This is a genomic window from Glacieibacterium frigidum (assembly GCF_007097155.1).
GTDB lineage: Bacteria > Pseudomonadota > Alphaproteobacteria > Sphingomonadales > Sphingomonadaceae > Glacieibacterium > Glacieibacterium frigidum.
This window is the reverse complement of record NZ_VJWA01000001.1, coordinates 151,926-172,233: the sequence shown is the minus strand read 5'-3', so window position 1 is coordinate 172,233 and position 20,308 is coordinate 151,926. Positions and strand designations below refer to the sequence as shown.

At 70.4% G+C, this 20,308-nt stretch carries 24 protein-coding genes and 1 tRNA gene; 8 read left to right on the top strand and 17 right to left on the bottom strand.

Annotation, left to right across the window (positions count from 1 at the left end; genetic code table 11):
* Position 1 precedes the first annotated feature (1 nt).
* Genes ligK through FMM06_RS00825 form a run of 3 tightly spaced genes read left to right on the top strand, consistent with a single transcriptional unit; the run spans position 2 to position 2,584 of the window.
* Positions 2 to 673, top strand: coding sequence for a 4-carboxy-4-hydroxy-2-oxoadipate aldolase/oxaloacetate decarboxylase (gene ligK, locus FMM06_RS00835; protein ID WP_143554330.1), 672 nt, complete (start codon positions 2 to 4; stop codon positions 671 to 673).
* The gene (locus FMM06_RS00830; protein WP_143554329.1) at positions 666 to 1,721 is read left to right on the top strand and encodes a 4-oxalomesaconate tautomerase; all 1,056 of its coding nucleotides are present in this window, start codon (positions 666 to 668) and stop codon (positions 1,719 to 1,721) included. Before ligK ends, FMM06_RS00830 begins: the two co-directional genes overlap by 8 nt.
* Positions 1,718 to 2,584 carry an amidohydrolase family protein gene (locus FMM06_RS00825; RefSeq protein WP_143554328.1) on the top strand — a complete coding sequence of 289 codons (867 nt, stop codon included), beginning with the start codon at positions 1,718 to 1,720 and terminating at the stop codon, positions 2,582 to 2,584. Before FMM06_RS00830 ends, FMM06_RS00825 begins: the two co-directional genes overlap by 4 nt.
* 24 nt (positions 2,585 to 2,608) lie before the next feature.
* On the opposite strand, the gene FMM06_RS00820 is transcribed toward FMM06_RS00825, so the two are convergent.
* The 6 genes from FMM06_RS00820 to FMM06_RS00795 form a co-directional block, all read right to left on the bottom strand.
* Positions 2,609 to 2,685: transfer RNA gene (locus FMM06_RS00820), tRNA-Arg, on the bottom strand.
* A 48-nt stretch (positions 2,686 to 2,733) separates the two neighbouring features.
* Complete coding sequence (locus FMM06_RS00815) at positions 2,734 to 4,236, bottom strand: S10 family peptidase (protein ID WP_143554327.1); 1,503 nt, start codon at positions 4,234 to 4,236, stop codon at positions 2,734 to 2,736.
* Positions 4,229 to 4,648, bottom strand: a complete 420-nt coding sequence (locus FMM06_RS00810) for a DUF1178 family protein (RefSeq protein WP_143554326.1) — start codon at positions 4,646 to 4,648, stop codon at positions 4,229 to 4,231. Before FMM06_RS00810 ends, FMM06_RS00815 begins: the two co-directional genes overlap by 8 nt.
* Positions 4,645 to 5,457 carry a carbon-nitrogen hydrolase family protein gene (locus FMM06_RS00805; protein WP_144237016.1) on the bottom strand — a complete coding sequence of 271 codons (813 nt, stop codon included), beginning with the start codon at positions 5,455 to 5,457 and terminating at the stop codon, positions 4,645 to 4,647. The genes FMM06_RS00810 and FMM06_RS00805 overlap by 4 nt, the downstream gene beginning before the upstream one ends.
* A 2-nt stretch (positions 5,458 to 5,459) precedes the next feature.
* Complete coding sequence (gene grxC / locus FMM06_RS00800; RefSeq protein ID WP_143554325.1) at positions 5,460 to 5,717, bottom strand: glutaredoxin 3; 258 nt, start codon at positions 5,715 to 5,717, stop codon at positions 5,460 to 5,462.
* 16 nt (positions 5,718 to 5,733) lie between these two features.
* On the bottom strand, positions 5,734 to 6,486 hold the full coding sequence (locus tag FMM06_RS00795) for a ComF family protein (protein ID WP_235888995.1): 753 nt from the start codon (positions 6,484 to 6,486) through the stop codon (positions 5,734 to 5,736).
* Between the two features lie 408 nt (positions 6,487 to 6,894).
* Here FMM06_RS00795 and FMM06_RS00790 point away from each other — a divergent pair, with 408 nt between their 5' ends.
* The gene (locus FMM06_RS00790) at positions 6,895 to 7,701 is read left to right on the top strand and encodes a class I SAM-dependent methyltransferase (RefSeq protein WP_143554324.1); all 807 of its coding nucleotides are present in this window, start codon (positions 6,895 to 6,897) and stop codon (positions 7,699 to 7,701) included.
* Here the strand turns inward: FMM06_RS00790 and FMM06_RS00785 are convergent.
* The 6 genes from FMM06_RS00785 to dnaK form a co-directional block, all read right to left on the bottom strand.
* A complete protein-coding gene (locus FMM06_RS00785; protein ID WP_185965124.1) occupies positions 7,698 to 8,081 on the bottom strand; it encodes a (deoxy)nucleoside triphosphate pyrophosphohydrolase in 384 nt (127 codons plus the stop codon). The two genes, FMM06_RS00790 and FMM06_RS00785, sit on opposite strands and share 4 nt — an antisense overlap.
* A 50-nt stretch (positions 8,082 to 8,131) precedes the next feature.
* Positions 8,132 to 9,310: a hypothetical protein gene (locus tag FMM06_RS00780; protein ID WP_143554322.1), complete on the bottom strand. Its 1,179-nt coding sequence runs from the start codon at positions 9,308 to 9,310 to the stop codon at positions 8,132 to 8,134.
* 38 nt (positions 9,311 to 9,348) lie between these two features.
* Positions 9,349 to 10,119 carry a Crp/Fnr family transcriptional regulator gene (locus tag FMM06_RS00775; protein ID WP_143554321.1) on the bottom strand — a complete coding sequence of 257 codons (771 nt, stop codon included), beginning with the start codon at positions 10,117 to 10,119 and terminating at the stop codon, positions 9,349 to 9,351.
* Positions 10,120 to 10,255: 136 nt separating this feature from the next.
* Entirely contained in the window at positions 10,256 to 10,948 is a 693-nt protein-coding gene (trmB, locus tag FMM06_RS00770) for a tRNA (guanine(46)-N(7))-methyltransferase TrmB (protein ID WP_143554320.1), read from the bottom strand.
* Positions 10,945 to 12,063 carry a molecular chaperone DnaJ gene (dnaJ, locus tag FMM06_RS00765; RefSeq protein ID WP_143554319.1) on the bottom strand — a complete coding sequence of 373 codons (1,119 nt, stop codon included), beginning with the start codon at positions 12,061 to 12,063 and terminating at the stop codon, positions 10,945 to 10,947. Before dnaJ ends, trmB begins: the two co-directional genes overlap by 4 nt.
* Positions 12,064 to 12,185: 122 nt before the next feature.
* Complete coding sequence (dnaK, locus tag FMM06_RS00760; RefSeq protein ID WP_143554318.1) at positions 12,186 to 14,081, bottom strand: molecular chaperone DnaK; 1,896 nt, start codon at positions 14,079 to 14,081, stop codon at positions 12,186 to 12,188.
* Between the two features lie 196 nt (positions 14,082 to 14,277).
* On the opposite strand from dnaK, the gene FMM06_RS00755 reads away from it, so the two are divergent.
* The gene (locus tag FMM06_RS00755; RefSeq protein WP_143554317.1) at positions 14,278 to 14,778 is read left to right on the top strand and encodes a copper chaperone PCu(A)C; all 501 of its coding nucleotides are present in this window, start codon (positions 14,278 to 14,280) and stop codon (positions 14,776 to 14,778) included.
* Positions 14,765 to 15,304, top strand: coding sequence for a vgr related protein (locus FMM06_RS00750; RefSeq protein ID WP_143554316.1), 540 nt, complete (start codon positions 14,765 to 14,767; stop codon positions 15,302 to 15,304). The genes FMM06_RS00755 and FMM06_RS00750 overlap by 14 nt, the downstream gene beginning before the upstream one ends.
* Here the strand turns inward: FMM06_RS00750 and FMM06_RS00745 are convergent.
* The 5 genes from FMM06_RS00745 to hrcA all read right to left on the bottom strand — a co-directional run bounded on the left by FMM06_RS00745 (position 15,255) and on the right by hrcA (position 18,797).
* Entirely contained in the window at positions 15,255 to 15,638 is a 384-nt protein-coding gene (locus FMM06_RS00745) for a hypothetical protein (RefSeq protein ID WP_143554315.1), read from the bottom strand. The two genes, FMM06_RS00750 and FMM06_RS00745, sit on opposite strands and share 50 nt — an antisense overlap.
* Position 15,639: 1 nt before the next feature.
* A complete protein-coding gene (locus FMM06_RS00740) occupies positions 15,640 to 16,872 on the bottom strand; it encodes a DNA/RNA non-specific endonuclease (protein ID WP_143554314.1) in 1,233 nt (410 codons plus the stop codon).
* Between the two features lie 71 nt (positions 16,873 to 16,943).
* A complete protein-coding gene (locus FMM06_RS00735; RefSeq protein WP_143554313.1) occupies positions 16,944 to 17,240 on the bottom strand; it encodes a putative quinol monooxygenase in 297 nt (98 codons plus the stop codon).
* A 1-nt stretch (position 17,241) separates the two neighbouring features.
* Entirely contained in the window at positions 17,242 to 17,751 is a 510-nt protein-coding gene (locus FMM06_RS00730) for a nucleotide exchange factor GrpE (RefSeq protein ID WP_235888993.1), read from the bottom strand.
* A gap of 14 nt (positions 17,752 to 17,765) precedes the next feature.
* Positions 17,766 to 18,797, bottom strand: coding sequence for a heat-inducible transcriptional repressor HrcA (gene hrcA / locus FMM06_RS00725; protein ID WP_143554311.1), 1,032 nt, complete (start codon positions 18,795 to 18,797; stop codon positions 17,766 to 17,768).
* 74 nt (positions 18,798 to 18,871) lie between these two features.
* Between hrcA and rph the strand changes: the two genes are divergently transcribed.
* On the top strand, positions 18,872 to 19,588 hold the full coding sequence (gene rph / locus FMM06_RS00720; protein WP_143554310.1) for a ribonuclease PH: 717 nt from the start codon (positions 18,872 to 18,874) through the stop codon (positions 19,586 to 19,588).
* Positions 19,585 to 20,178 (top strand): RdgB/HAM1 family non-canonical purine NTP pyrophosphatase, encoded by a 594-nt coding sequence (gene rdgB / locus FMM06_RS00715; RefSeq protein ID WP_143554309.1) that lies wholly within the window; start codon positions 19,585 to 19,587, stop codon positions 20,176 to 20,178. The genes rph and rdgB overlap by 4 nt, the downstream gene beginning before the upstream one ends.
* Positions 20,179 to 20,308: the final 130 nt, after the last annotated feature.

Genomic DNA, 20,308 nt, shown 5'->3' with positions numbered 1-20,308 from the left:
CATGTCGATTGTCATCACTTCGGTCGAGCGGGCTGCCCCCGCAGTTATCGACGGCCTCGCGGCGTGCGGCGTCGCGACCGTCCACGAGGCGCAGGGGCGCACCGGGCTGATGGGGAGCCGGCTGCGGCCGATCTACACCGGCGCGCGCGTCGCCGGATCGGCAGTGACGATCAGCGCGCCGCCGGGTGACAACTGGATGGTGCACGTCGCGATCGAGCAGCTGCAGCCCGGCGACATCCTCGTGCTGGCCCCGACCAGCCCGTGCGAGGACGGCTATTTCGGCGACCTGCTCGCCACCTCGGCGCAGGCGCGCGGCTGCCGCGGGCTGATCATCGACGCCGGCGTCCGCGACATCCGCGACCTGACCGCGATGGGCTTCCCGGTCTGGGCGAAGGCGGTCAGCGCGCAAGGGACGATCAAGGCGACATTGGGGTCGGTCAACGTCCCCATCGTGTGCGGCGGTGCCGCTGTGCATGCGGGCGATGTCGTGATCGCCGACGACGACGGGGTCTGCATCGTGCCGCGCGCCACCGCCGGGGCAGTGCTTGCCGCCGCGCAGAAGCGTGAAGCGGCCGAGGAAGACAAGCGCCGCCGCCTCGCCGCGGGCGAGCTCGGGCTCGACATGTACGACATGCGCGGCAAGCTCGCGGCGCTCGGGCTGAAATATGTCTGACGGCGTCCGCTGCATGTGGATGCGCGGCGGGACTTCAAAGGGCGGGTTCTTCATCAAGGACGACCTGCCCGCCGATGCCGCGGCGCGCGATGCGCTGCTGCTCCGGATCATGGGATCACCGGATGCGCGCCAGATCGACGGCATGGGCGGCGCCGACCCGCTGACCAGCAAGGTCGCCGTCGTCTCGCGGTCGGACCGCCCCGGGGTCGATGTCGACTTCCTGTTCCTCCAGGTCTTCGTCGATCGCGCACTGGTGTCAGACACGCAGAATTGCGGCAACATGCTCGCGGGCGTCGGGCCGTTCGCCATCGAGCGGGGCCTCGTGCCCGCCCGCGACGGCGTGACGCCGGTGGTCATTCACATGGAGAATACCGGGCAGACGGCGGTGGCCTCGGTCGCGACGCCGCTCGGCCGGGTCACTTACGACGGCGACGCGCGGATCGACGGCGTGCCCGGGACCGCGGCCGCCGTCCCGCTCGAATTCCGCGACACCGCGGGGACAAGCTGCGGCGCCCTGCTGCCGACCGGCAACCCGCTCGACACGATCGACGGGGTCGCGGTGACGCTGATCGACAACGGCATGCCCTGCGTCGTGCTGGCGGCGGCCGACGTCGGTGCGACCGGCTATGAGAGCCGCGAAGACCTCGACGGCGACGATGGCCTGAAGGCGCGGATCGAGGCGATCCGGCTGAAGGCGGGGCCGCTGATGAACCTGGGCGATGTCGCCGACGCCACGGTGCCCAAGATGATGCTCGTCGCCCCGCCGCGCGACGGCGGTGCGGTGACGGTCCGCAGCTTCATCCCGAAGCGCGCGCACGCCTCGATCGGCGTGTTCGGCGCGGTCAGCGTCGCGACCGCGTGCCTGATCCCGAACAGTGTCGCGGCGCGCGTCGCCGTCGTCCCTGCTGGCGCCCGCAAGACCCTCTCGGTCGAGCACCCGACCGGCGAGATGAGCTGCGTCCTCGATACCGACAGCGAGGGCGCGGTGACTGCGGTCGCGCTGCTCCGCACGGCGCGGAAGCTGATGGACGGGACGGTCTTCGGATGAAGAGCAAGACCTGGGTCGACGTGCCGACGCCCCCGTCGTGGGTGCCGCCGCCCGGCGCGGTCGATGCGCACTGCCATGTCTTCGGCCCCGAAGCGCAGTTCCCCTTCGCGCCCCAGGCCAAGTACCACCCCCAGGATGCGACGCCGGAGATGCTGTTCGCGCTGCGCGACCGCCTCGGCTTCGACCGCAACGTCATCGTCCAGGCGAGCTGCCACGGCACCGACAATGCCGCAACGCTGGCCGCGATCGCCGCGTCGGGCGGCCGGGCGCGCGGCGTCGCGGTCGTCGATCCCGATATCGACGATACGGCGCTGCAGGCGCTCCACGACGGCGGCATCCGCGCGGTCCGCTTCAATTTCCTGAAGCGGCTCGTCGACAACGCGCCCAAGGACAGGTTTCTCGATATCGCCCGCCGCATCGCTCCGCTCGGCTGGCACGTCGTCGTCTATTTCGAGGCGGACCTGCTGGCAGAGCTGCAGCCCTTCCTTGAGGCGCTGCCGACGATCGTGGTCATCGATCACCTCGGGCGTCCCGACATCGGACAGGGCCCGGACGGCGCCGACATCGGCGCGCTGAAGGCCCTTCTCGACGCGCACCCGAGCATCTGGGTCAAGGTCTCGGGCGCCGAGCGGCTGTCGGTCACCGGCCCGCCCTATGACGACTTCGTGGAGGTCGTGCGGCCGCTCGTCGAGCGCTATCCCGACCGCGTGCTGTGGGGCACCGACTGGCCGCATCCGAACATGGAGCACCGGATCCCCGACGACGGCCTGCTCGTCGACCTCGTACCCCGCCTCGCCCCGACCCCGGCGCTGCAGCGCGCACTGCTCGTCGACAACCCTGAGCGACTCTACTGGGGCTCCTAGCAGCCTGGCGCGCAGGTCGGAAAATGGTGCGCCCGGAGGGAATCGAACCCCCGACCTCCGGTTTAGGAAACCGCTGCTCTATCCGGCTGAGCTACGGGCGCGTGGGGGCCGACCTAGCCGCCATGCCGGGCCGCGCCAAGCCCCTGCGCTCAGAGCTGGCGGCGGATGAAGGCGCGGAGGTCGGTGGACAGCTTGGTCAGGTCGGGGGTGTTCACGTACATCATGTGCCCCGACTGATAGTAATGGAACTCGACCCGGCCGGCCGGGAAGCCGGTGCGGTTGAGGCTGTATTCGGCGGCGTAGAAGGGCGTCGCGAAATCGTAATAGCCCTGGCCGACCCAGATCTTGAGCTTGCTGTTCTCGCGCAGCGCCTGCGCCAGGTACGGCGCGACGTTGAGGTACGCGCCCTCGTCGCGGCGGCCCGATAGTTTCCAGTCCCAGTCGCGCATGCCGCCGATCGTGACGTAATCGCGATCGATCTTCAGCCCCAGGTCGCCGCGTACATAAGCGTTCATCGCGGCGGTATAGGCGGCGTCGATGCCGTAGAAGCTGGGGTCGTTGTCGGGGTCCTCGCCGGCGCTGTCGTAGTCGACGCCGGTGTAGCGCGCATCGAGGCGACCGATCGTCTGACCGCGCGAGCGCAGCAGCTCCTTGTAGAACCGCCCCGGCGTGACGCGCAGGTCGGCGCGGTCGAGGAAGGTCTCGCTGAGCCCCGTGAACGCCGCGAGCTGCCTGCGCACCGCGGCGCGCTCCTCGGCGGGGAGCGAATTGCCCTTGGCCAGCGCGGTCAGGTACGGCCCCGTCGCCCAGGCGCGCGCGGCCGCGACGACGGGCTCGACCGACGGGCCGGGGTTGGGGATCGCCTTGTGGTACCAGGCGGCGGCCGCCATCGACGGCAGGGTCAGCGCATATTGCATCTCGTTGCCCGCCGATTGCGCCTGCGCGCCGAAATCGAGGATCGTCGAGATCAGGATGACGCCGTTCAGCGCGACGTCGTTGTACGTCCCCTCGAGCTCGCGCGTCACCGCCGCCGAGCGGGTGGTGCCATAGCTTTCACCGCCGAGAAACTTCGGGCTGTTCCATCGGCCGTTGGCGTTCAGCCATTGCCGGATGAACTGCGCCACCGACTTCGCGTCGGCGGTGACCCCCCAGTAGGATTTCGCCTCGGTCTTGCCGAGCGCCTTGGAAAAGCCGGTGCCGACGGGGTCGATAAAGACGAGGTCGGTAACATCGAGCAGCGAGTAGGGGTTGGCGACGATCGGGTACGGCGCGGCGCCGTCGTCCTTCGCATCGGGCAGCTTGACGCGCTTCGGGCCGAACGCCCCCATGTGGAGCCACAGTGACCCCGATCCGGGTCCGCCGTTGAACAGGAAGGTGACCGGGCGGCGCGGGTCTACGGGACCGTCCTTGACGTAGGACGTCGAGAAGATCGCCGCCGCGGCCTTGTCGTCGGGGCCCTTCAGATAGGTTTCGCCGGCTACTGCAGTGTAGTTGACGGTGACCCCGCCGAAGCTGCCGCTGTGGCGCGTGACCGAGACGGTCGGCGGCGGGATGGGGGCGTCGGCTTTCGCGTCGGGCTTGTCCTGCGCGGCGAGCGGGGTGGCGATAAGCAGCAGGGCGACGGCGAACTTCACGGGCAGGTCCTCAAGCATCGGCCGCGGCTTTCGAGCGGAAAGGGAGCGCGGCGATCGGCACGCCGTCGGCGACCAGCGCGGCGGCTTCGGCCCGCGTCGCCTCGCCGTGGATGGTGCGCGGCGGCACGTCGCCGTCGTGCATGGCGCGCGCCTGGGTCGCGAAGGCGGGGCCGACATAGTCGCTGTTCGCCTCGAGCTTCGCCTGCACCGCCGCAAGCGTGCCGAGCGCCGCCTTGACCTGCGCGGGACTGGCGGCCTGGTTCGACTTGGACGGGACAGCGGGCGCCATCACCGCCTTGGCGATCTGGGTGTCGTCGCAGATCGGGCAGGCGACCAGCGCGCGGGCGACCTGCGCGTCATAGTCGGCGGTGGAGCCGAACCACGCCTCGAAGACATGGGCATTGCCGCAGCGAAGGTCGAAGACGATCATGCGGGCGCGAAGGCGCGCGCATTGCGCAGGCCGGGCACGCGCGCCCGCGCCGCCGCGACGGCATCCAGGTCGAGGTCGACCGTCGCCGCGCCCGTCGCCTCGCCCATGTCGAGCAGTATCTCGCCCCACGGCGCGACGACGAGCGAATGGCCGTAGGTGCTGCGCCCGTCCTCGTGCGTGCCGGTCTGCGCCGCGGCGACGACGAAGCACCCCGTCTCGATCGCGCGGGCGCGCAGCAGGACGTGCCAGTGCGCCGCACCGGTCGGCCGGGTGAAGGCGGCGGGTACCGCGATGATCGTCGCCTCCACGAGTGCTGCGTAAAGTGCTGCAAAGCGCACGTCGTAGCAGACGGTCAGGCCGAGCCTGCCCCACGGCGTTTCGGCGAGCACGGCGCGGTCGCCCGGCGCATAGCCCGCCGACTCGCGGTAACTTTCGCCGCCCGCGACCTCGGCGTCGAACAGATGAATCTTGTCGTAGCGCGCGACGACCGCGCCGCCGTCGTCGATCAGCAGGGCGCGATTAACCGGCAGGGGAGCGCCGGGCTCGGGCAGCAGCGCGAGGCTACCGAGCTGCACCCAGACGCCGTGCGCGCGCGCCGCCTCGCGGACCGCAGCGAGGACCGGGTCGTCGGCCTCGGTCCGCAGGTTCGGCGTCATCCGCTTGCGGTCGCGGTCGAGGACGCCGCTCATCTCGGGAGTGAAGACGAGCTTCGCGCCCTCCCCCGCCAGATGCGCAATGCCTTCGACCAGCGCACTCGCGCCGGCGGCCGCGTCGATGCCCGTCGTCGTCTGCAGGACGCCGATGCGCAGGGTCACGCCGCCAGCAGCGCGTCGAGTTGCCCCGAGCGGTCGGCGGCGGCGAGATCGTCGCTGCCGCCGACATGCGTGTCGCCGATGAAGATCTGCGGCACCGTCGTGCGCCCGGGCGCGCGCGCCAGCATTTCGGTGCGGCGCTCGCCGCCCATGCTGATGTCGTGCTCCTCGAACGCCACGCCCTTGGACTTGAGCAGCGCCTTGGCGCGCGTGCAGTAGGGGCAGAAGAATTTCGTATAGATTTCGACCTTCGGCATTCAAAAACTCCTGAGCCTAAACGTCGCGCACAACGCGGGCCCAGGTCAAGACATGGACCGCGCGTGCGCCGCTGCGCAGTAGAACGCGCGCACAGGCATTTGCGGTTGCACCGGTGGTCAGCACGTCGTCGACCAGCACGACCGTCCGGCCGCGCACGACGTCCGCCCGCGCGACGCGGAAGGCGTCCTTGACGTTCCGCGCCCGCGCCCGCCGCCCCATGCCGCGGCTGCTCGTCGTCGGGCGCACGCGGACCAGCGCGTCGACCGTAAGCTCAGTGCCCGTTCGCCGGGCCAGCGCCCGCGCCAGCAGCGCCGCCTGGTTGAACCCGCGCGACCACAGCCGCCAGCGGTGGAGCGGCACCGGCACGAGCAGCGCACCATCGAACAGCCCCGCCCCGACGCGTGCCAGCTGCGGCGCCATCAGCCGCGCGAGATGCTGGCGGTCGCCGTGCTTGAAGCCGAGCAGCGTGCGCTTCGCAGCGCCGTCGTACACCAGCGCGGCACGCGCCGAGGTGAAGCGCGGCGGCGTGTCGAGGCACGGACCGCAGCGCGCCTCGGATCCCATGTCATAGTCGAACGGCACGCCGCACCCGGCGCACCACGGCGCGGTGATGAAGCGCAATGTCGTCCAGCACGGCGCACAGAAGCTGCCGTCGCGACCGACGATCTCGCGGCACGACGGGCAGCGCGGCGGCAGGATCGTGTCGAGCGCCGCGTTGCCGCCGGCGCGCAGCCAGCGCAGCGGGGTGGCGAGGGCGGCGTGGGTCACGCGGCGCAGCGTATCGCATGCGAAACGGATTGCGAAGCGCACGCCGGAGCCCTGGCCGGCAATCCTACGCCTCCGGGGAGAGCTACATGGTCCGCTCCGCCGTCCTCATGGTCCCATCCGGCGCTGACTGGATGGGGAGGCTGACGAAGTGCGGTCTGCGATCGGCGATGCACGGGCGAGGCGGCGGTGACGAAAAGGGGGTCGAAGGGTCGTGGGTGTCGCCGCCGGCGCGGCCTCGTGTGCCCGTGCATCGTTCGGTCGCCACGGTCCGCCAGCGCGACGGGTCCGTAGCAGCGCGAGGGTTGGGAAGCCCCGCGCATGACGAGGTGATAACCATTTTGGTTCTCAATGTCAAGTCTTTTGGTTCGCGCAATTCCCATCCCCCGCGCGCGCTGGCATAGGCGGCGCATGGCGCAGGACATCTTCAACCGGCGCGCCCGCCGTGCCCATGCGCGCCGCGCCGACCTTGGCCGACACGGTTTCCTGCGCGACGCGCTTGCGGACGGCATCGCCGACCGGCTGAGCGTCGTGCGGCGCGACTTTACCCGCGTGCTCGACATCGGCGGCGCGATGGGGGCGCGGCTGCCGGGTGCGCTCCGCCTCGGCCTCACGCACGGCGACGTGATCGGCGAGGAGGACCGGCTGCCGTTCGCCGATGCGAGCTTCGATCTCGTCGTCTCGGCGGGCGTGCTGCAGGGGGTCGGCGACCTGCCCGGTGCGCTGCTGCTGGCGCGGCGCGTGCTCGCCCCCGACGGGCTGTTCGTCGCGAGCTTCTTCGCCGGCGCGACGCTGGGCGAGGTGCGCGCCGACCTGCTCGCGGCCGAGATCGCGCTGACCGGGCGTGTCGCGGCGCGCACCCATCCCGCGGTCGACCCGCGCGAGGGCGGCGCGCTGCTCCAGCGCGCAGGGTTCGCGCTGCCGGTCGCCGACATCGACACGCTGACCGTGCGCTACGACCATCTGTTCGCGCTGCTCGCCGACGTGCGCGGCATGGGCGAGGGCAATGCGCTGACCCAGCGCGCGCCGCTGCGCCGCGACGTGCTGGCCGACGCCGCCGCACGCTTCGCCGCCCGCGCGGGCCCCGACGGACGGATCGCGGTGAACGTCGACGTCGTCACGCTGACCGGCTGGGCCCCCGCCCCGTCGCAGCCTCAGCCGCTGGCGCGCGGCAGCGGCAAGGTCAGCCTCGCGCGGGCGCTGAACAGCCGGGTCTAGAGCAGTTGGTCCAGCTGCCCGATCAGCGGCACGTCGGCGGGGGTCATCGTCAGGCGGTAGAGCTCGGGGACGCGCCGCCACTGTACCGCCTGCCCCTGCAGCCCGACGGGCTCGCCGCCCCAGTTGCGGCACGCGAACAGCAGCAGCAGAATGTGCCGCGTCTCGGCCTGATGGCTCGCGAAGCCCGCCGGCGTCAGGCAGGCGGTCGAGGTCTCGATCCCCAGTTCCTCGGCGAGTTCGCGAACCAGCGCCGCCTCGGGCGTCTCGCCCGGTTCCAGCTTGCCGCCGGGAAACTCCCACACGCCCAGCGCACGCTCGGCGACCAGCACGCGCCTGTCGGCGTCGATCAGCGCGGCTGCGGCAACCGTGACGAGCGGCAGCCCGGCGCGCTGCGGCGGCCCCGGGCACGGCACGAAGCGCGGGCGGATCCTCACAGGCCTAGGGTCGCGCACAGGTCGCGCGCCAGCTGGTCCTCGGCGCGGACGGGGTCGTAGGTCGCGTAGCGCGCACTGGCAGCGGCGGTCGCGGCGGCGATGCGCGGGTCATCGACCAGGCTGCGCAGCCCCGCGACGACCATTGCCTTGTCGGGCGTCTCGGGCAGCTGGCGACCCAGATGCTGGCGCTCCAGCCGCCAGCCGAGCAGTGCCGTCTCCAGCGTGTCGGGCACGATCAGCTGCGCGCAGCCGTGGCGCAGCGCGTCGCACCCCGTCGCATGCCCGCCGCGCCCCGCGATGAGCTGAGCACCGCCGAGCACGTGCGCGATGTCGACCGGCGCCGCCGACACGGTGATATTGGCGGCCGGCGGCGCGGGGCAGCCGCCCGTGCCGTGCCAGATCGTCGGCCAGCCGAGTTCGGTCAGCGCCGCCGCCAGCGGCCCGGCGGCCGCATGGGTCGCGGGCATGTAGACGAAGACGCGCGGTCCCGCGCCCTCCGGCCACGCGGGGCGCTCAGAGGCGCCGAGGCCGGTCATTGGGCCGTAATAGGTGGCGCCCGGCGTCACGCCATAATGGTCGAGTTCGGGCCAGGTGCCGAGGAAACGCGGCGACTGAGCGAGCAGTTCGGGCAGGCCGTCGAGCGGTGGTGCCGCGAACCGCCTGCACACCGTCGCCACCACCGCATCGGCGACCGCGCCCGCCGCGCCGCGCGCATCCTCGTCATGGTCCAGCCACGGCATCAGCGTCGGCAGCGGGCGAACGCCGGGCGGCGCCACCCAGGCCTGGCCGCACCGCACCGCTGGCAGGCCGGCGACATGCGCGGCGAGCAGCGAAAGCGGCGCGAATTCGCTGACCAGCGCGTCGGGGCGGACGCCGTCGAACAGCAGCAGCCACGCCGCGACCAGCGCGGTCGCATGATCGGCATCGGCCAGGCCGCCGTCGGCGACGACCTGCGCATAGGTCAGCGTCGGCACCCGCGGCACCGGGCGCTGGTAGAAGGGTGCCTGCAGGATCGCCGCGAACGGCCGGTCGCCGACCTCGCTCGCGGTGACGACATCGCGCACGGCGACCGCGGTGGCGATGCCGCGCCGCCTGAGCCCCCGCGCCACGGGGGCGATATGCGCGATATGGCCGAAGCGCAGGCCGAGTTCGATGGTCGCGAGGATCGTCGTCACCGCCCGCTTGTCGCGGGGCCGGGCGCTCGCGACAAGCGCTACTTCAGCGCGATCCCCAGCAGCCGCTCATACTCGGCCTCGGGCGCGCCGTAGCCGTCGCCGACATAGTCGCGCAGCCCCGCCCGGTCGACGATCCGGATCGCGCCGCGCCGCGCCTCGACCAGGTTGCGGCGTTCGAGCGTCTGCACCGCGACGGTGACGCCCGCCCGGCGCACGCCGAGCATCAGCGCGAAGCGTTCGTGGGTCAGCCCGACCTCGTCGCCGTCGAGCCGGTCCTGCGTCATCAGCAGCCAGCGCGCGAGGCGCTGCGGGATGCTGTAGGCGGCGTAGGACAGCGCAGTGCTCGCCGATTGGATGAAGAAGCCCTGCGCATAGGCGAGCAGCAGCGCGTGCATCCGCGGCCGATCGGCCTGGACGCGCATCAGCAGGTCGGCACGGATGCGCCACGCGACGCCGGCGATCTGCATCACCGCCATCAGCGGGGTGCGATCGGTGCCGTGGACGACGGTCGTGTCGACCAGCCCCTCGCGCCCGATCAGGCCGATCTCGGCCTGCTTGCCGGCCGGATTGGTGGCGATCATCGAACAGACGCCGCTTTCCGGAAACCAGGCGAAGTCGACTTTCGAGTCGGCCTCGATCATGGTCTCGTCGCGCGCGAGTTCGACACGCGTCAGACCGCCTGCGAGCAGGGCATAGTCTTCGTCGGTCAGTGCCGCCAGCAGGCGGTTCTTGACGATACTTCGGTCCGGACCGGCAACCACCCTGTCGATCGGGGCGGGATGACTTTTCTCTCTGCCGTCAGCGCTCATGTGCTTGGCCAACGATTGCTCCTGCTACACCGTTACGCCCCTAGGCGCAAAAAGTGCCACAATCGGTACGATATCAGACACGGCCATCGCTTGCGATCTGCTTTTGTTTCGCAGCGGCAGATTTGCCACAGGCGCGTCAGATTCGGCGGTAGCGCAGGTACCAGACTTCGTGACCCAGACGCCGCGCCTTCGCCTCGTACCGCGTCGGCGGCCAGTCGGCGGGGCGCGTCTGCCAGTTGGCTGCGGTGGCGGCGCACCATTCGAAGTCGCTGCGCGCTGCCATCTGCATCAGCGTCCAGCGCAGGTAGATCGGATGGTCGGTGCCGATGCGCAGTTCCGCCCCCGGCTTGAGCCGCGACGCCAGCACGTCGAGCGGCCCCGGATTGACGAAGCGCCGCTTGGCATGGCGCGCCTTGGGCCAGGGATCGGGGTGGAGCAGGAAGGCGCGGTCCAAACTGGCGGGCGCGAGCCGGTCGAGCACGTCGAGCGCGTCGCCCATGTAGAGGCGGACGTTGTCGAGGTTTTCGTCGCGGATATGGTTGAGCGCGCCGACGACGCCGTTGAGGAAAGGCTCGCAGCCGATCAGCCCGACGTGCGGGTTGGCGGCGGCCTGGCTCGCGAGATGCTCGCCCGCGCCGAAGCCGATCTCCAGCCACAGCGGCCGCCCGCCGCCGAACAGGCCCGTGGCGGTCAGCGGCCCCTCATCGGGGACGGTGACTTGCGGCAGCAAGTCCTCGACGAGTGCCGCCTGGCCCTTACGCAGGGCGTGGCCCTGCCGCCGGCCGTACAGCCGGCGCAGCGTCGCCGGGTCCGCTGTTTCCGGCGTCACTCGGCGGCTTCGCTGAACATCGCCTTGATCTTGCCGAACAGGCCCGACGCGGCGGGCGTGTTCTTGCCGTCCTGCTCGGTCTCGATCGCCTGAAACTCCTCGAGCAGCTCCTTCTGGCGGCGCGTCAGCTTGACCGGCGTCTCGACGTCGAGCTGGACCACCAAGTCGCCGAAGCCGGTACCATTGAGCGCCGGCATGCCGCGCCCGCGTACCCGGAACTGCTTGCCGGTCTGCGTGCCGGCGGGGACCTTGATCGACGCCTGGGTCTTGTCGAGGCCTGGCACCGCGATCTCGCCGCCCAGCGCCATCGTGGTCACCGACACCGGCATCGGCGCGAACAGGGTCGTGCCCTCGCGCTTGAAGATCGGATGGGGTTTCAGGTGGACGAAGATGTACAGGTCGCCCGGGCCTGCGCCGCGCTGACCGGCCTCGCCCTCGCCCGCCATGCGGATGCGCGTGCCCTCGTCGACGCCCGCGGGTACCTTGACCGACAGCGTCTTCTGCCGCTCGACGCGGCCCTGGCCGTGGCAGGTGTCGCAGGGGTTGGCGATGATCCGCCCCGCGCCGTGGCACGACGGGCAGGAGCGCTCGACCATGAACAGGCCCTGCCGCATGCCGACCTTGCCCTGGCCGTGGCAGGTTGTGCACGCCTTGGCGCTGGTGCCCGGCTTGGCGCCCGAGCCGCCGCAGGGCTCGCAGGCGACGGCGACCTCGATCTCAAGCGTCGCTTCCTTGCCGTTAAAACACTCCTCGAGGGTCATCTCGAGGTCGTAGCGCAGATCCTGGCCACGCCCGGTCGGCTGACGACCGCGCCCGGTGAATTGTTCGAAGATGTCGGAGAAAATGTCGCCGAAGCCGCCGAAGCCCTGGGCACCGGCCCCGCCACCCTGCTCGAACGCCGCCTTGCCGTAGCGGTCGTAGGCAGCGCGCTTCTGCGGGTCTTTCAGGCAGTCGTACGCCTCGCTGATCGCCTTGAAGCGCTGCTCCGCCGCCGCGTCGCCGGGGTTGCGGTCGGGGTGCCACTGCATCGCGAGTCGGCGATAGCTCGCCTTCAGCGTGCCGTCGTCGGCGGTGCGCTCGCATTCGAGCAGTTCGTAATAATCGATGTCAGCCATGCGCGCCCTCTACTCCCCTCCCGGTACGGGAGGGGCCGGGGGTGGGCAGCGTCCCACACGCGATGCAGACCATGCCGGCACTGCCCACCCCCATCCCCTCCCGTACCGGGAGGGGGGCCTCCTTACTTCTTCTCGTCGTCGACCTCGGAGAACTCGGCGTCCACCACATTCTCGTCCTGCGCGGTCGCCGCGTCGGGCGATGCCGCCGTCTGCTGCTCGGCCGCATAGACTGCCTCGCCCAGCTTCATCGCGACGGTGCCGAGCGCAGTCGTCTTGGCGGTGATCGCATCGGCGTCGCCGCCGTCGAGAACACCCTTCAGGTCGGCGATCGCCGCCTCGATCTCGGCCTTCACCTCGGGCGTCACCTTGTCGCCGTGCTCGGCAAGCTGGCGCTCGGTGGTGTGCGCCAGGCTGTCGGCCTGGTTGCGCGCCTCGGCGACGGCACGACGCTTCTTGTCCTCTTCGGCGAAGGCTTCGGCGTCCTTGACCATCTTCTCGATGTCGTCCTTGGACAGGCCGCCCGACGGCTGGATGCGGATCTGCTGCTCCTTGCCGGTGCCCTTGTCCTTGGCGTTGACCGCGACGAGGCCGTTGGCATCGATGTCGAACGTCACCTCGATCTGCGGCAGGCCGCGCGGCGCGGGCGGGATGCCGACGAGGTCGAACTGGCCCAGCAGCTTGTTGTCGGCCGCCATCTCGCGCTCGCCCTGGAAGACGCGGATCGTCACCGCCGACTGGTTGTCGTCGGCGGTCGAATAGGTCTGCGACTTCTTGGTCGGGATCGTCGTGTTACGGTCGATCATGCGCGTGAACACGCCGCCCAGCGTCTCGATGCCGAGCGACAGCGGCGTCACGTCGAGCAGCAGCACGTCCTTGACGTCGCCCTGCAACACGCCCGCCTGGATCGCCGCACCCATCGCGACGACCTCGTCGGGGTTGACGCTCGAATTGGGCTCCTTGCCGAACAGTTCCTTCACGAACTGACGCACGCGCGGCATGCGCGTCATGCCGCCGACCAGGATGACCTCGTCGATCTCGCTCGTCTTGACGCCGGCTTCGGCGATCGCATCGAGGCACGGCTTGCGGGTGCGCTCGATCAGGTCGAGCACCAGCTTCTCGAGGTCGGTGCGGCTGATCGCCTTGACGAGGTGCTTCGGACCCGTCGCGTCGGCGGTGATGAAGGGCAGGTTGACCTCGGTCGTCGCCGACGACGACAGCTCGATCTTGGCCTTCTCGGCCGCCTCCTTGAGACGCTGCAGCGCGAGCTTGTCCTTCTTCAGGTCGATGCCCTCGGCCTTCTGGAAGTCGGCCGCCAGGAACTCGACGACCTTGGCGTCGAAGTCCTCACCGCCCAGGAACGTATCGCCCGAGGTGGACTTCACCTCGAACACGCCGTCGCCGAGCTCGAGCACCGACACGTCGAAGGTGCCGCCGCCGAGGTCGTAGACCGCGATCGTCTTGGCACCCTGCTTGTCGAGGCCGTACGCCAGCGCCGCCGCGGTCGGCTCGTTGATGATGCGCAGGACTTCGAGGCCGGCGATCTTGCCGGCGTCCTTGGTCGCCTGGCGCTGCGCGTCGTTAAAATAGGCGGGGACGGTGATGACCGCCTGGGTGACGGTCTCGCCGAGATACGACTCGGCGGTTTCCTTCATCTTCTGCAGGATGAAGGCGCTGATCTGCGAGGGGCTGTACTGCTCGCCGCCGGCACCGACCCAGGCGTCGCCGTTGCCGCCGCGCACGATCTTGTACGGGACGAGCGCCATGTCCTTCTGGGTCATCGGGTCGTTAAAGCCGCGGCCGATCAGGCGCTTGACGGCGAAGATGGTGTTCTCGGGATTGGTCACCGCCTGGCGCTTCGCGGGCTGGCCGACGAGGCGCTCCTTGTCCTTGGTGAATGCGACCTGCGACGGCGTCGTGCGCGCGCCCTCGGCATTCTCGACGACCTTCGGCGCGCTGCCTTCCATGACGGCGACGCAGCTGTTGGTGGTCCCCAGGTCGATCCCGATTACTTTGGCCATCTCTATCCTCTCAGACGATGTTTCACGCGGCAGCCTCGGGTCGTCCCCATCAGGCAACGTCCCGGCGCTCCGTCCAAGGGGCGATATAGGGAGCGCAATTTTACGCTACAAGCACACGACGCCGCAGGACGCCGGGGCGAATGGACTTAAGGTCGGGGTGTAGCCTAGGGGACGCAACCGATCGGGAGGGACGCGCGTGGCGACGACATTCAACCGGGCACTGGGCTGGACGGCGTGCGCGGCGGCCGTGATGCTGCTGATCGCCTCGCTGCTGCTCAGTGCGCGCGCCGACGCCGCCGAGACCAGCGTCAGCGCCGCCACCATCCGCCTCCCCGCCGTCGCAGGCCGGCCCGCCGCGGGTTACCTGACGATTCGCGCGGGCGATGCACCGGTCGTGGTAACCGGCGCCGAGACGCCGATGGCGTCGCGCGTCGAGCTGCACGGCACCAGCATGGCGGGCGGCGTCATGCGGATGAACGCGCTGCCCGAGGTTCGTGTCGCGGCGGGCCAGACCGGCGGCTTCACGCCCGGCGGCAACCACCTGATGATCTTCGGCCTGCGCCGCGACGTGAAGCCCGGCGCGACGGTGCCGATCACGCTGCGCCTCGCAGGCGGCAAGACGATGCGCGTCGATGCCGTCGCGGTCGCGGCGGGCGCGGCGATCGCCGACCCCCACGCCGGGCATGGCGCGCACTAATCGTTTCCCGCGCTTCGCGCGACGGGACGGCATCATCCGCCCGCTGACCGCGGGCGAGCGCGCAATCGCGGCAGAGGTCTTCGGCCCCGCGCTCGACCCCGACCCCGTGCGCCTGCGCCGCGCCAAGTGGTTCATGTTCCAGCCCGCCTGGGTGACGATGGCCCCCGACGGCGACATCTGGTGCCACCCCAACGGCGGCGTCTGGTGCGACGACTTCAGCGCCGGCCCGCTGTGGCAGCGCGCGCTGTTCGTCCACGAGATGACCCACGTCTGGCAGCACCAGTCGGGCGTCAACCTGATCCTCAAGCGCCGCCCGTTCGCGCCCTACGCCTACCTGCCGCTGGTGCCGGGCAAGGCCTTCACGGCGTACGGCATCGAGCAGCAGGCGGTGATCGTCGAGGACGCCTATCGCCTGTCGCAGGGCGGCCGTGTCGGCGGTGCACCGCCCGAGGCGACTTATGCCGCGCTAATCCCGTTCAGCGCGGCCGCAGCTCTTCGACCCGCTGCTGGAGGTTGGCCGGCGTGATCGCCCAGCGATCTACGTCCTCATAGTCGAAATCGACCGTCAGTTTCGGACCCGGCCGCTTGATCTGGACGAGGCAGGTCTTCCATTCGCCCTTGCCCGCCGCTGCCATCGCCGCGCGCAGTGCTTCGGCATGATCGAGCACGTCGAACGACGCGGGGATCGCCGCCTCCCAGTCGCCCGACGGCGCATAGGCATAGCCCGACATGCTTTCCTGGCCGTCGAGCTGAATGACCAGCGCGAGTGCCCCCCAGTCGCTGTTCGCGAAGCGCTGGTCGCCGAGCACCGACTGCCCCAGCGCGACCACCAAGGCGTCGGTATCGGCCTGTCCTGCCATCTTATCGTCCCATCAGTCGCTGGATGTCGTCGCTCGCGACGCGGTTGAAACTCTGGTCGGCTGCGTTGGTGAAGCGCTGCGCCTTGGTATAGATCAGCTTTCCGGCATCGTCGAACACCTCGTAACTGACCGCGACCTTGTCCGGCCGGTTCGCGGTGCCGCCCGTCAGATCGACCTTGACCTTGACCGTGCCGCCGGCGTCGATCCAGCCGGCCCACTCGTTCTCCATCGTCTTGTAGGCGCCGCGATTGAAGTTCAGCTCCTGCGGGAACATGTTGACGCTGCCCTGGTCGGGCATGAAGCGGTGGCCGATGATGTGGCCGGCATCGTCGCCGGTGTTGCCCAGCGCGCGGACGGCATCCTGAGCCTGGGTTTCGGGCGCGGCCCGCTTGGTGCCGGCGGGCACGACCTCGGTCAGCGTCGCCTCGGCGCGGGTCGGACGGCCCACGGCGTCGACCTGCCAAGTCACGGCATTGTCGCCGTACCGCCCGGTCCGCGTCGTCAGCGCCGCGACATTGTCGGTCCGCGTCGCAACCCCGGCGCCGCCGAGATCGTCGAGCTTGTCCTTCATCTTCAGGATCGTGTCGCGCGCCGACTGCGGCAACGCGTCGAGCGCCGACTTGGGGATGCCGCCGATCGCGTCCTTCAGCTTGTCGAGCGCCGGGCCGACGGCCTTGGCGAAGGCGCTGTCGGTCTTGGCGAGGTCGACCGCCTTTTCGACCGTCTGTGCCCACTTGCCGAGCTTGCCCAGCTTCGCGGCGTCGCCGATGTACGGGACGATGCTGACCGCCGACAGCCCGGCCCCTAGGAAATCACCGCGGAACAGCGAGATCACGGCGTTGGCCCCGTCGCTGATCGGCGTCGGGTCGAACAGCCCGGTAACGTCGAGGGCGATCTGCGTAACGTCGAGTGCCAGCTCACGCCGTGCCGCCGCCGACGCGGCATCGCCGCCCATGCTGGCGGCGGGCAGGTTACGCTCGGCGAGCTCGCTGCGCAGGTTCGCCTGGAAGCGCTGCTGGTCGGCGAGCGGCAGGCGGGCGTTGACCTCGCGCGCCAGGTTCGCCGCCTCGGACGGGTTCGACGCGCCGGCGGCGGCGACCTTTTCGGCGAGCGCCGCAGTATTGACCACGCCGGTGCCGCCGACGCGGCTGGCACCGATCAGCGTGTCGGCGACGCCGGTGGCGGCTTGAGTGGCGCGGCTCGCGGTGCTGGCAAGGCGAACTGGTTCGAGCATCTCGCGGGACTCCGGACTGGTCTGTCCGGCGTCCTGCCCCAGCCCGCGCGCCCTGACGATAATCGGAACGACTAGATGGTCAGCGACCGCTCGCCGGTCACGTCGTACATCTTGAGGTCCATCGAGCGCACCGCGCCTTTGATCTGCGCGTTGAACGCCGCCATGTGCGGCGTCGCGAAATGCGCCTTCAGCGCTGCCTCGTCGGCCCAGCGTTCGACGATGGTCACGACGCTGTCGCCCTCGACCGCCATCGAATAGCTGAGGCAGCCGCTCTCTTCCCACGTCGCGCGCATCATCGCATCGAGCGCCGGCCGCAGCCGCGCGATGTCGGCGGGGTCGACCTCGGCGCGGCCGATGACGATGATCATGTCACTTCGCCTTGGCGACGCTGACCAGCGCTGGGCGCAGCAGCCGGTCGCGGATCGTATAGCCCGCCTGCAGCTCGGCGACGATGGTGCCGCCCTCGTGCGCGTCGCTGTCGACCTCGAGCATCGCCTGGTGGCGGTTGGGATCGAGGGGCAGGCCTTCGCTCTCGACGCGCGCGATGCCGTGGCGGCCGAACACCGCGATCAGCTCGCGCTCGGTCGCCTCGATACCGGTGCGCACCGCGTCGAACCCTTCCGCGGGCAACGCCGCAACCGCTCGGCGCAGATTGTCGGCGACCGCCAGCATGTCGCGCGCGAAGCCGGTCGACGCATAGGCGACCGCATCGGCCTTCTCGCGGTCGAGACGGCGGCGGGTATTCTCCAGCTCGGCGGCGCCGCGCAGCAGCCGGTCCTTCAGCTCGGCGATCTCCTTGTCGCGGGCCAGCAGCTCGTCGGCCAGGCTCGGCGCGCCGCTCTCGACCTCGCTCGTGCCCTCGGTAACATCGTCGGTCATGTCGTCGTTCATTGTCAGATCAACCTGCTCAAAGTTTGTGCCGTATAGTCCACCATCGGAACGATGCGCGCGTAATTCAACCGCGTCGGGCCGATCACGCCGACAACGCCGACCACCCGCCCGTCGGGCCCGCGATAGGGTGCGGCGATGACGCTGGAGCCGGACAGGCTGAACAACTTGTTCTCGCTGCCGATGAACACCTTGATCGAGGAGGCGGTGCGCGCGAGGTCGAGCACCCGCGCCAGCTCCTCCTTGCCCTCGATATCGCCGAGGAGCAGCCGCGCGCGTTCGAGGTCGGCGGCGCTGCCCCCCAGCAGGTTCGCCGAGCCGCGGACGATCAGCACGGCGCGGCTGCCGTCCGACGACCAGGCGGCGATGCCCTGTTCGATCAGCCCGCTGGTTGCGGCGTCGAGCGCGGCGCGGTTCTCGGCGATCTCGGCGCGCAGCCGCTCGGCCGCACCCGCGAGCGTCAGCCCTTCCAGCCGGGCGTTGATGTAATTCGCCGCCTCGATCAGTGCGATCGGCGGCAGTTCGGGCGGCAGGTCGATGACACGGTTCTCGACCGACCCATCGGTCCCGACCAGCACCGCCAGCGCCTTGACCGGCGACAACGGCACGAAACTGACCTGGCGCAGCACGACCTCGCCGCGCGGCACCAGCACGAGCCCGGCGCAGGCGCTGAGGCCCGACAGCGCGGCGGTAGTGCGGCCGAGAATATCCTCGATCGCCCCGCCCTGCAGCCCGGAGTCGATTGCGGCGCGCTCCTCGGCCGAGGGGGCGGTCATCTGCATCATGCCGTCGACGAACAGGCGCAGGCCCAATTCGGTCGGCAGCCGCCCGGCGCTGGTGTGCGGCGCGGCGAGCAGGCCGAGTTCCTCCAGATCCTGCATGACGTTGCGGATCGACGCGGGAGAAAGCCCGACGCTCGCCAGCTTCGAAAGCGTGCGCGAACCGACCGGCGCGCCGCTCGCCAGATAGGCGTCGACGATCTCGCGAAACACCGTCCGCGCGCGGTCGTTGAGGTCGGGCAGGCTGAGTGGCTGCATGGGAGTGCCCATGTAGGGCTTTGTGCGGGCCGCGCGAAGGGGTAAGCCCGCGCCCCAGTTCACAGGAGATACGCATGCGCCCCTCAGGTCGCGAACCCGACGCGATGCGGACGATCGAGATGATCCCCGGCTTCAGCGCCCATGCCGAGGGCTCGTGCCTCGTCAAGTTCGGCCGCACCCATGTCCTCGTCACCGCGAGCGTCGAGGAGCGGCTGCCGCCCTGGCTGCGCGGCAAGGGATCGGGCTGGGTCACCGCCGAATACGGCATGCTGCCGCGCGCCACCCACACCCGCGGCAACCGCGAGGCGGCGAAGGGCAAGCAGTCGGGCCGCACGCAGGAAATCCAGCGCCTGATCGGCCGCTCCCTGCGCGCCGTGACCGACCTGAAGCTGCTCGGCGAGCGCCAGATCACGCTGGACTGCGACGTCATCCAGGCCGACGGCGGGACGCGCACCGCGGCGATCTCGGGCGCCTGGGTGGCGCTGCGCCTCGCCATCGACGGCATCATGGCAAAGAACGGTCTTGGTCAGGACCCGCTCGCGATGCAGGTCGCCGCGGTGTCGTGCGGCATCCACAACGAGGTGCCCGTCCTCGACCTCGACTATGACGAGGATTCGGACGCCGGCACCGACGCCAACTTCGTGCTGACGTCGACCGGCGGCATCGTCGAGGTCCAGGCGACCGCCGAGGGCGCGCCGTTCGACGAGGAGTCGCTGCTGCGCATGCTCCGCCTCGCACGCATCGGCTGCGGGCAGATCTTCGCGGCGCAGCTGGCCGCGACGGGCCGGTGAGCCGCCGCCTCGCCCCGGGCCGCCTCGTGCTGGCGACGCACAACCCCGGCAAGGTGCGCGAGATCGACGTCCTGCTCGGGCCGTTCGGGATGGATGTGGTCGCGGCGGGCGAACTCGGCCTGCCCGAGCCCGAGGAGACGGGGACTACCTTCCGCGCCAATGCCGAGCTGAAGGCGCTGGCCGCGGCGACCGCGAGCGGCCTGCCCGCGCTGGCCGACGATTCGGGACTGTGCGTCGATGCGCTCGACGGCGCGCCCGGCGTGTATTCGGCACGCTGGGCGGGGCCGGGCAAGGACTTCGGCGTGGCGATGGAGCGGGTGCATCGCGCCCTCGCCTTTGGGTCGCCCGACACGGCGTACTTCGTCTGCGCGCTGAGCCTGGCGTGGCCCGACGGGCACGTGCAGACCTATGAGGGCCGCGTCGACGGGCGGCTGGTTTGGCCACCGCGCGGGGAGAACGGCTTCGGCTATGACGCGATGTTCGTCCACGCCGACATGGCCGAGACCTTCGGCGAGATTGACCCGGCGCTGAAGCACTCGATCAGCCACCGCGCGCATGCCTTCGAGCAGCTGGTCGCGGCGTGCTTTTGACGTGGCGGAGAGACTGACGAGCGGCGAGGTACGCGAGGCAATCCTGATGTTTCTGGATGGTTCGAGCGAGCCATGGGATTGGGATGACTTCATCTCGGGCCCTATCGCCAACCCCTTTTTCGATGCGGTC

Bases quoted from the DNA above. Each gene is read 5' to 3' on its own strand.
- ligK (WP_143554330.1), top strand. From the start codon at position 2: ATGTCGATTGTCATCACTTCGGTCGAGCGGGCTGCCCCCGCAGTTATC.
- FMM06_RS00830 (WP_143554329.1), top strand. From the start codon at position 666: ATGTCTGACGGCGTCCGCTGCATGTGGATGCGCGGCGGGACTTCAAAG.
- FMM06_RS00825 (WP_143554328.1), top strand. From the start codon at position 1,718: ATGAAGAGCAAGACCTGGGTCGACGTGCCGACGCCCCCGTCGTGGGTG.
- FMM06_RS00815 (WP_143554327.1), bottom strand. From the start codon at position 4,236: ATGCTTGAGGACCTGCCCGTGAAGTTCGCCGTCGCCCTGCTGCTTATC.
- FMM06_RS00810 (WP_143554326.1), bottom strand. From the start codon at position 4,648: ATGATCGTCTTCGACCTTCGCTGCGGCAATGCCCATGTCTTCGAGGCG.
- grxC (WP_143554325.1), bottom strand. From the start codon at position 5,717: ATGCCGAAGGTCGAAATCTATACGAAATTCTTCTGCCCCTACTGCACG.
- FMM06_RS00790 (WP_143554324.1), top strand. From the start codon at position 6,895: ATGGCGCAGGACATCTTCAACCGGCGCGCCCGCCGTGCCCATGCGCGC.
- FMM06_RS00775 (WP_143554321.1), bottom strand. From the start codon at position 10,119: ATGAGCGCTGACGGCAGAGAGAAAAGTCATCCCGCCCCGATCGACAGG.
- dnaJ (WP_143554319.1), bottom strand. From the start codon at position 12,063: ATGGCTGACATCGATTATTACGAACTGCTCGAATGCGAGCGCACCGCC.
- dnaK (WP_143554318.1), bottom strand. From the start codon at position 14,081: ATGGCCAAAGTAATCGGGATCGACCTGGGGACCACCAACAGCTGCGTC.
- FMM06_RS00750 (WP_143554316.1), top strand. From the start codon at position 14,765: ATGGCGCGCACTAATCGTTTCCCGCGCTTCGCGCGACGGGACGGCATC.
- FMM06_RS00745 (WP_143554315.1), bottom strand. From the start codon at position 15,638: ATGGCAGGACAGGCCGATACCGACGCCTTGGTGGTCGCGCTGGGGCAG.
- FMM06_RS00740 (WP_143554314.1), bottom strand. From the start codon at position 16,872: ATGCTCGAACCAGTTCGCCTTGCCAGCACCGCGAGCCGCGCCACTCAA.
- FMM06_RS00735 (WP_143554313.1), bottom strand. From the start codon at position 17,240: ATGATCATCGTCATCGGCCGCGCCGAGGTCGACCCCGCCGACATCGCG.
- FMM06_RS00730 (WP_235888993.1), bottom strand. From the start codon at position 17,751: ATGACCGACGATGTTACCGAGGGCACGAGCGAGGTCGAGAGCGGCGCG.
- hrcA (WP_143554311.1), bottom strand. From the start codon at position 18,797: ATGCAGCCACTCAGCCTGCCCGACCTCAACGACCGCGCGCGGACGGTG.
- rph (WP_143554310.1), top strand. From the start codon at position 18,872: ATGCGCCCCTCAGGTCGCGAACCCGACGCGATGCGGACGATCGAGATG.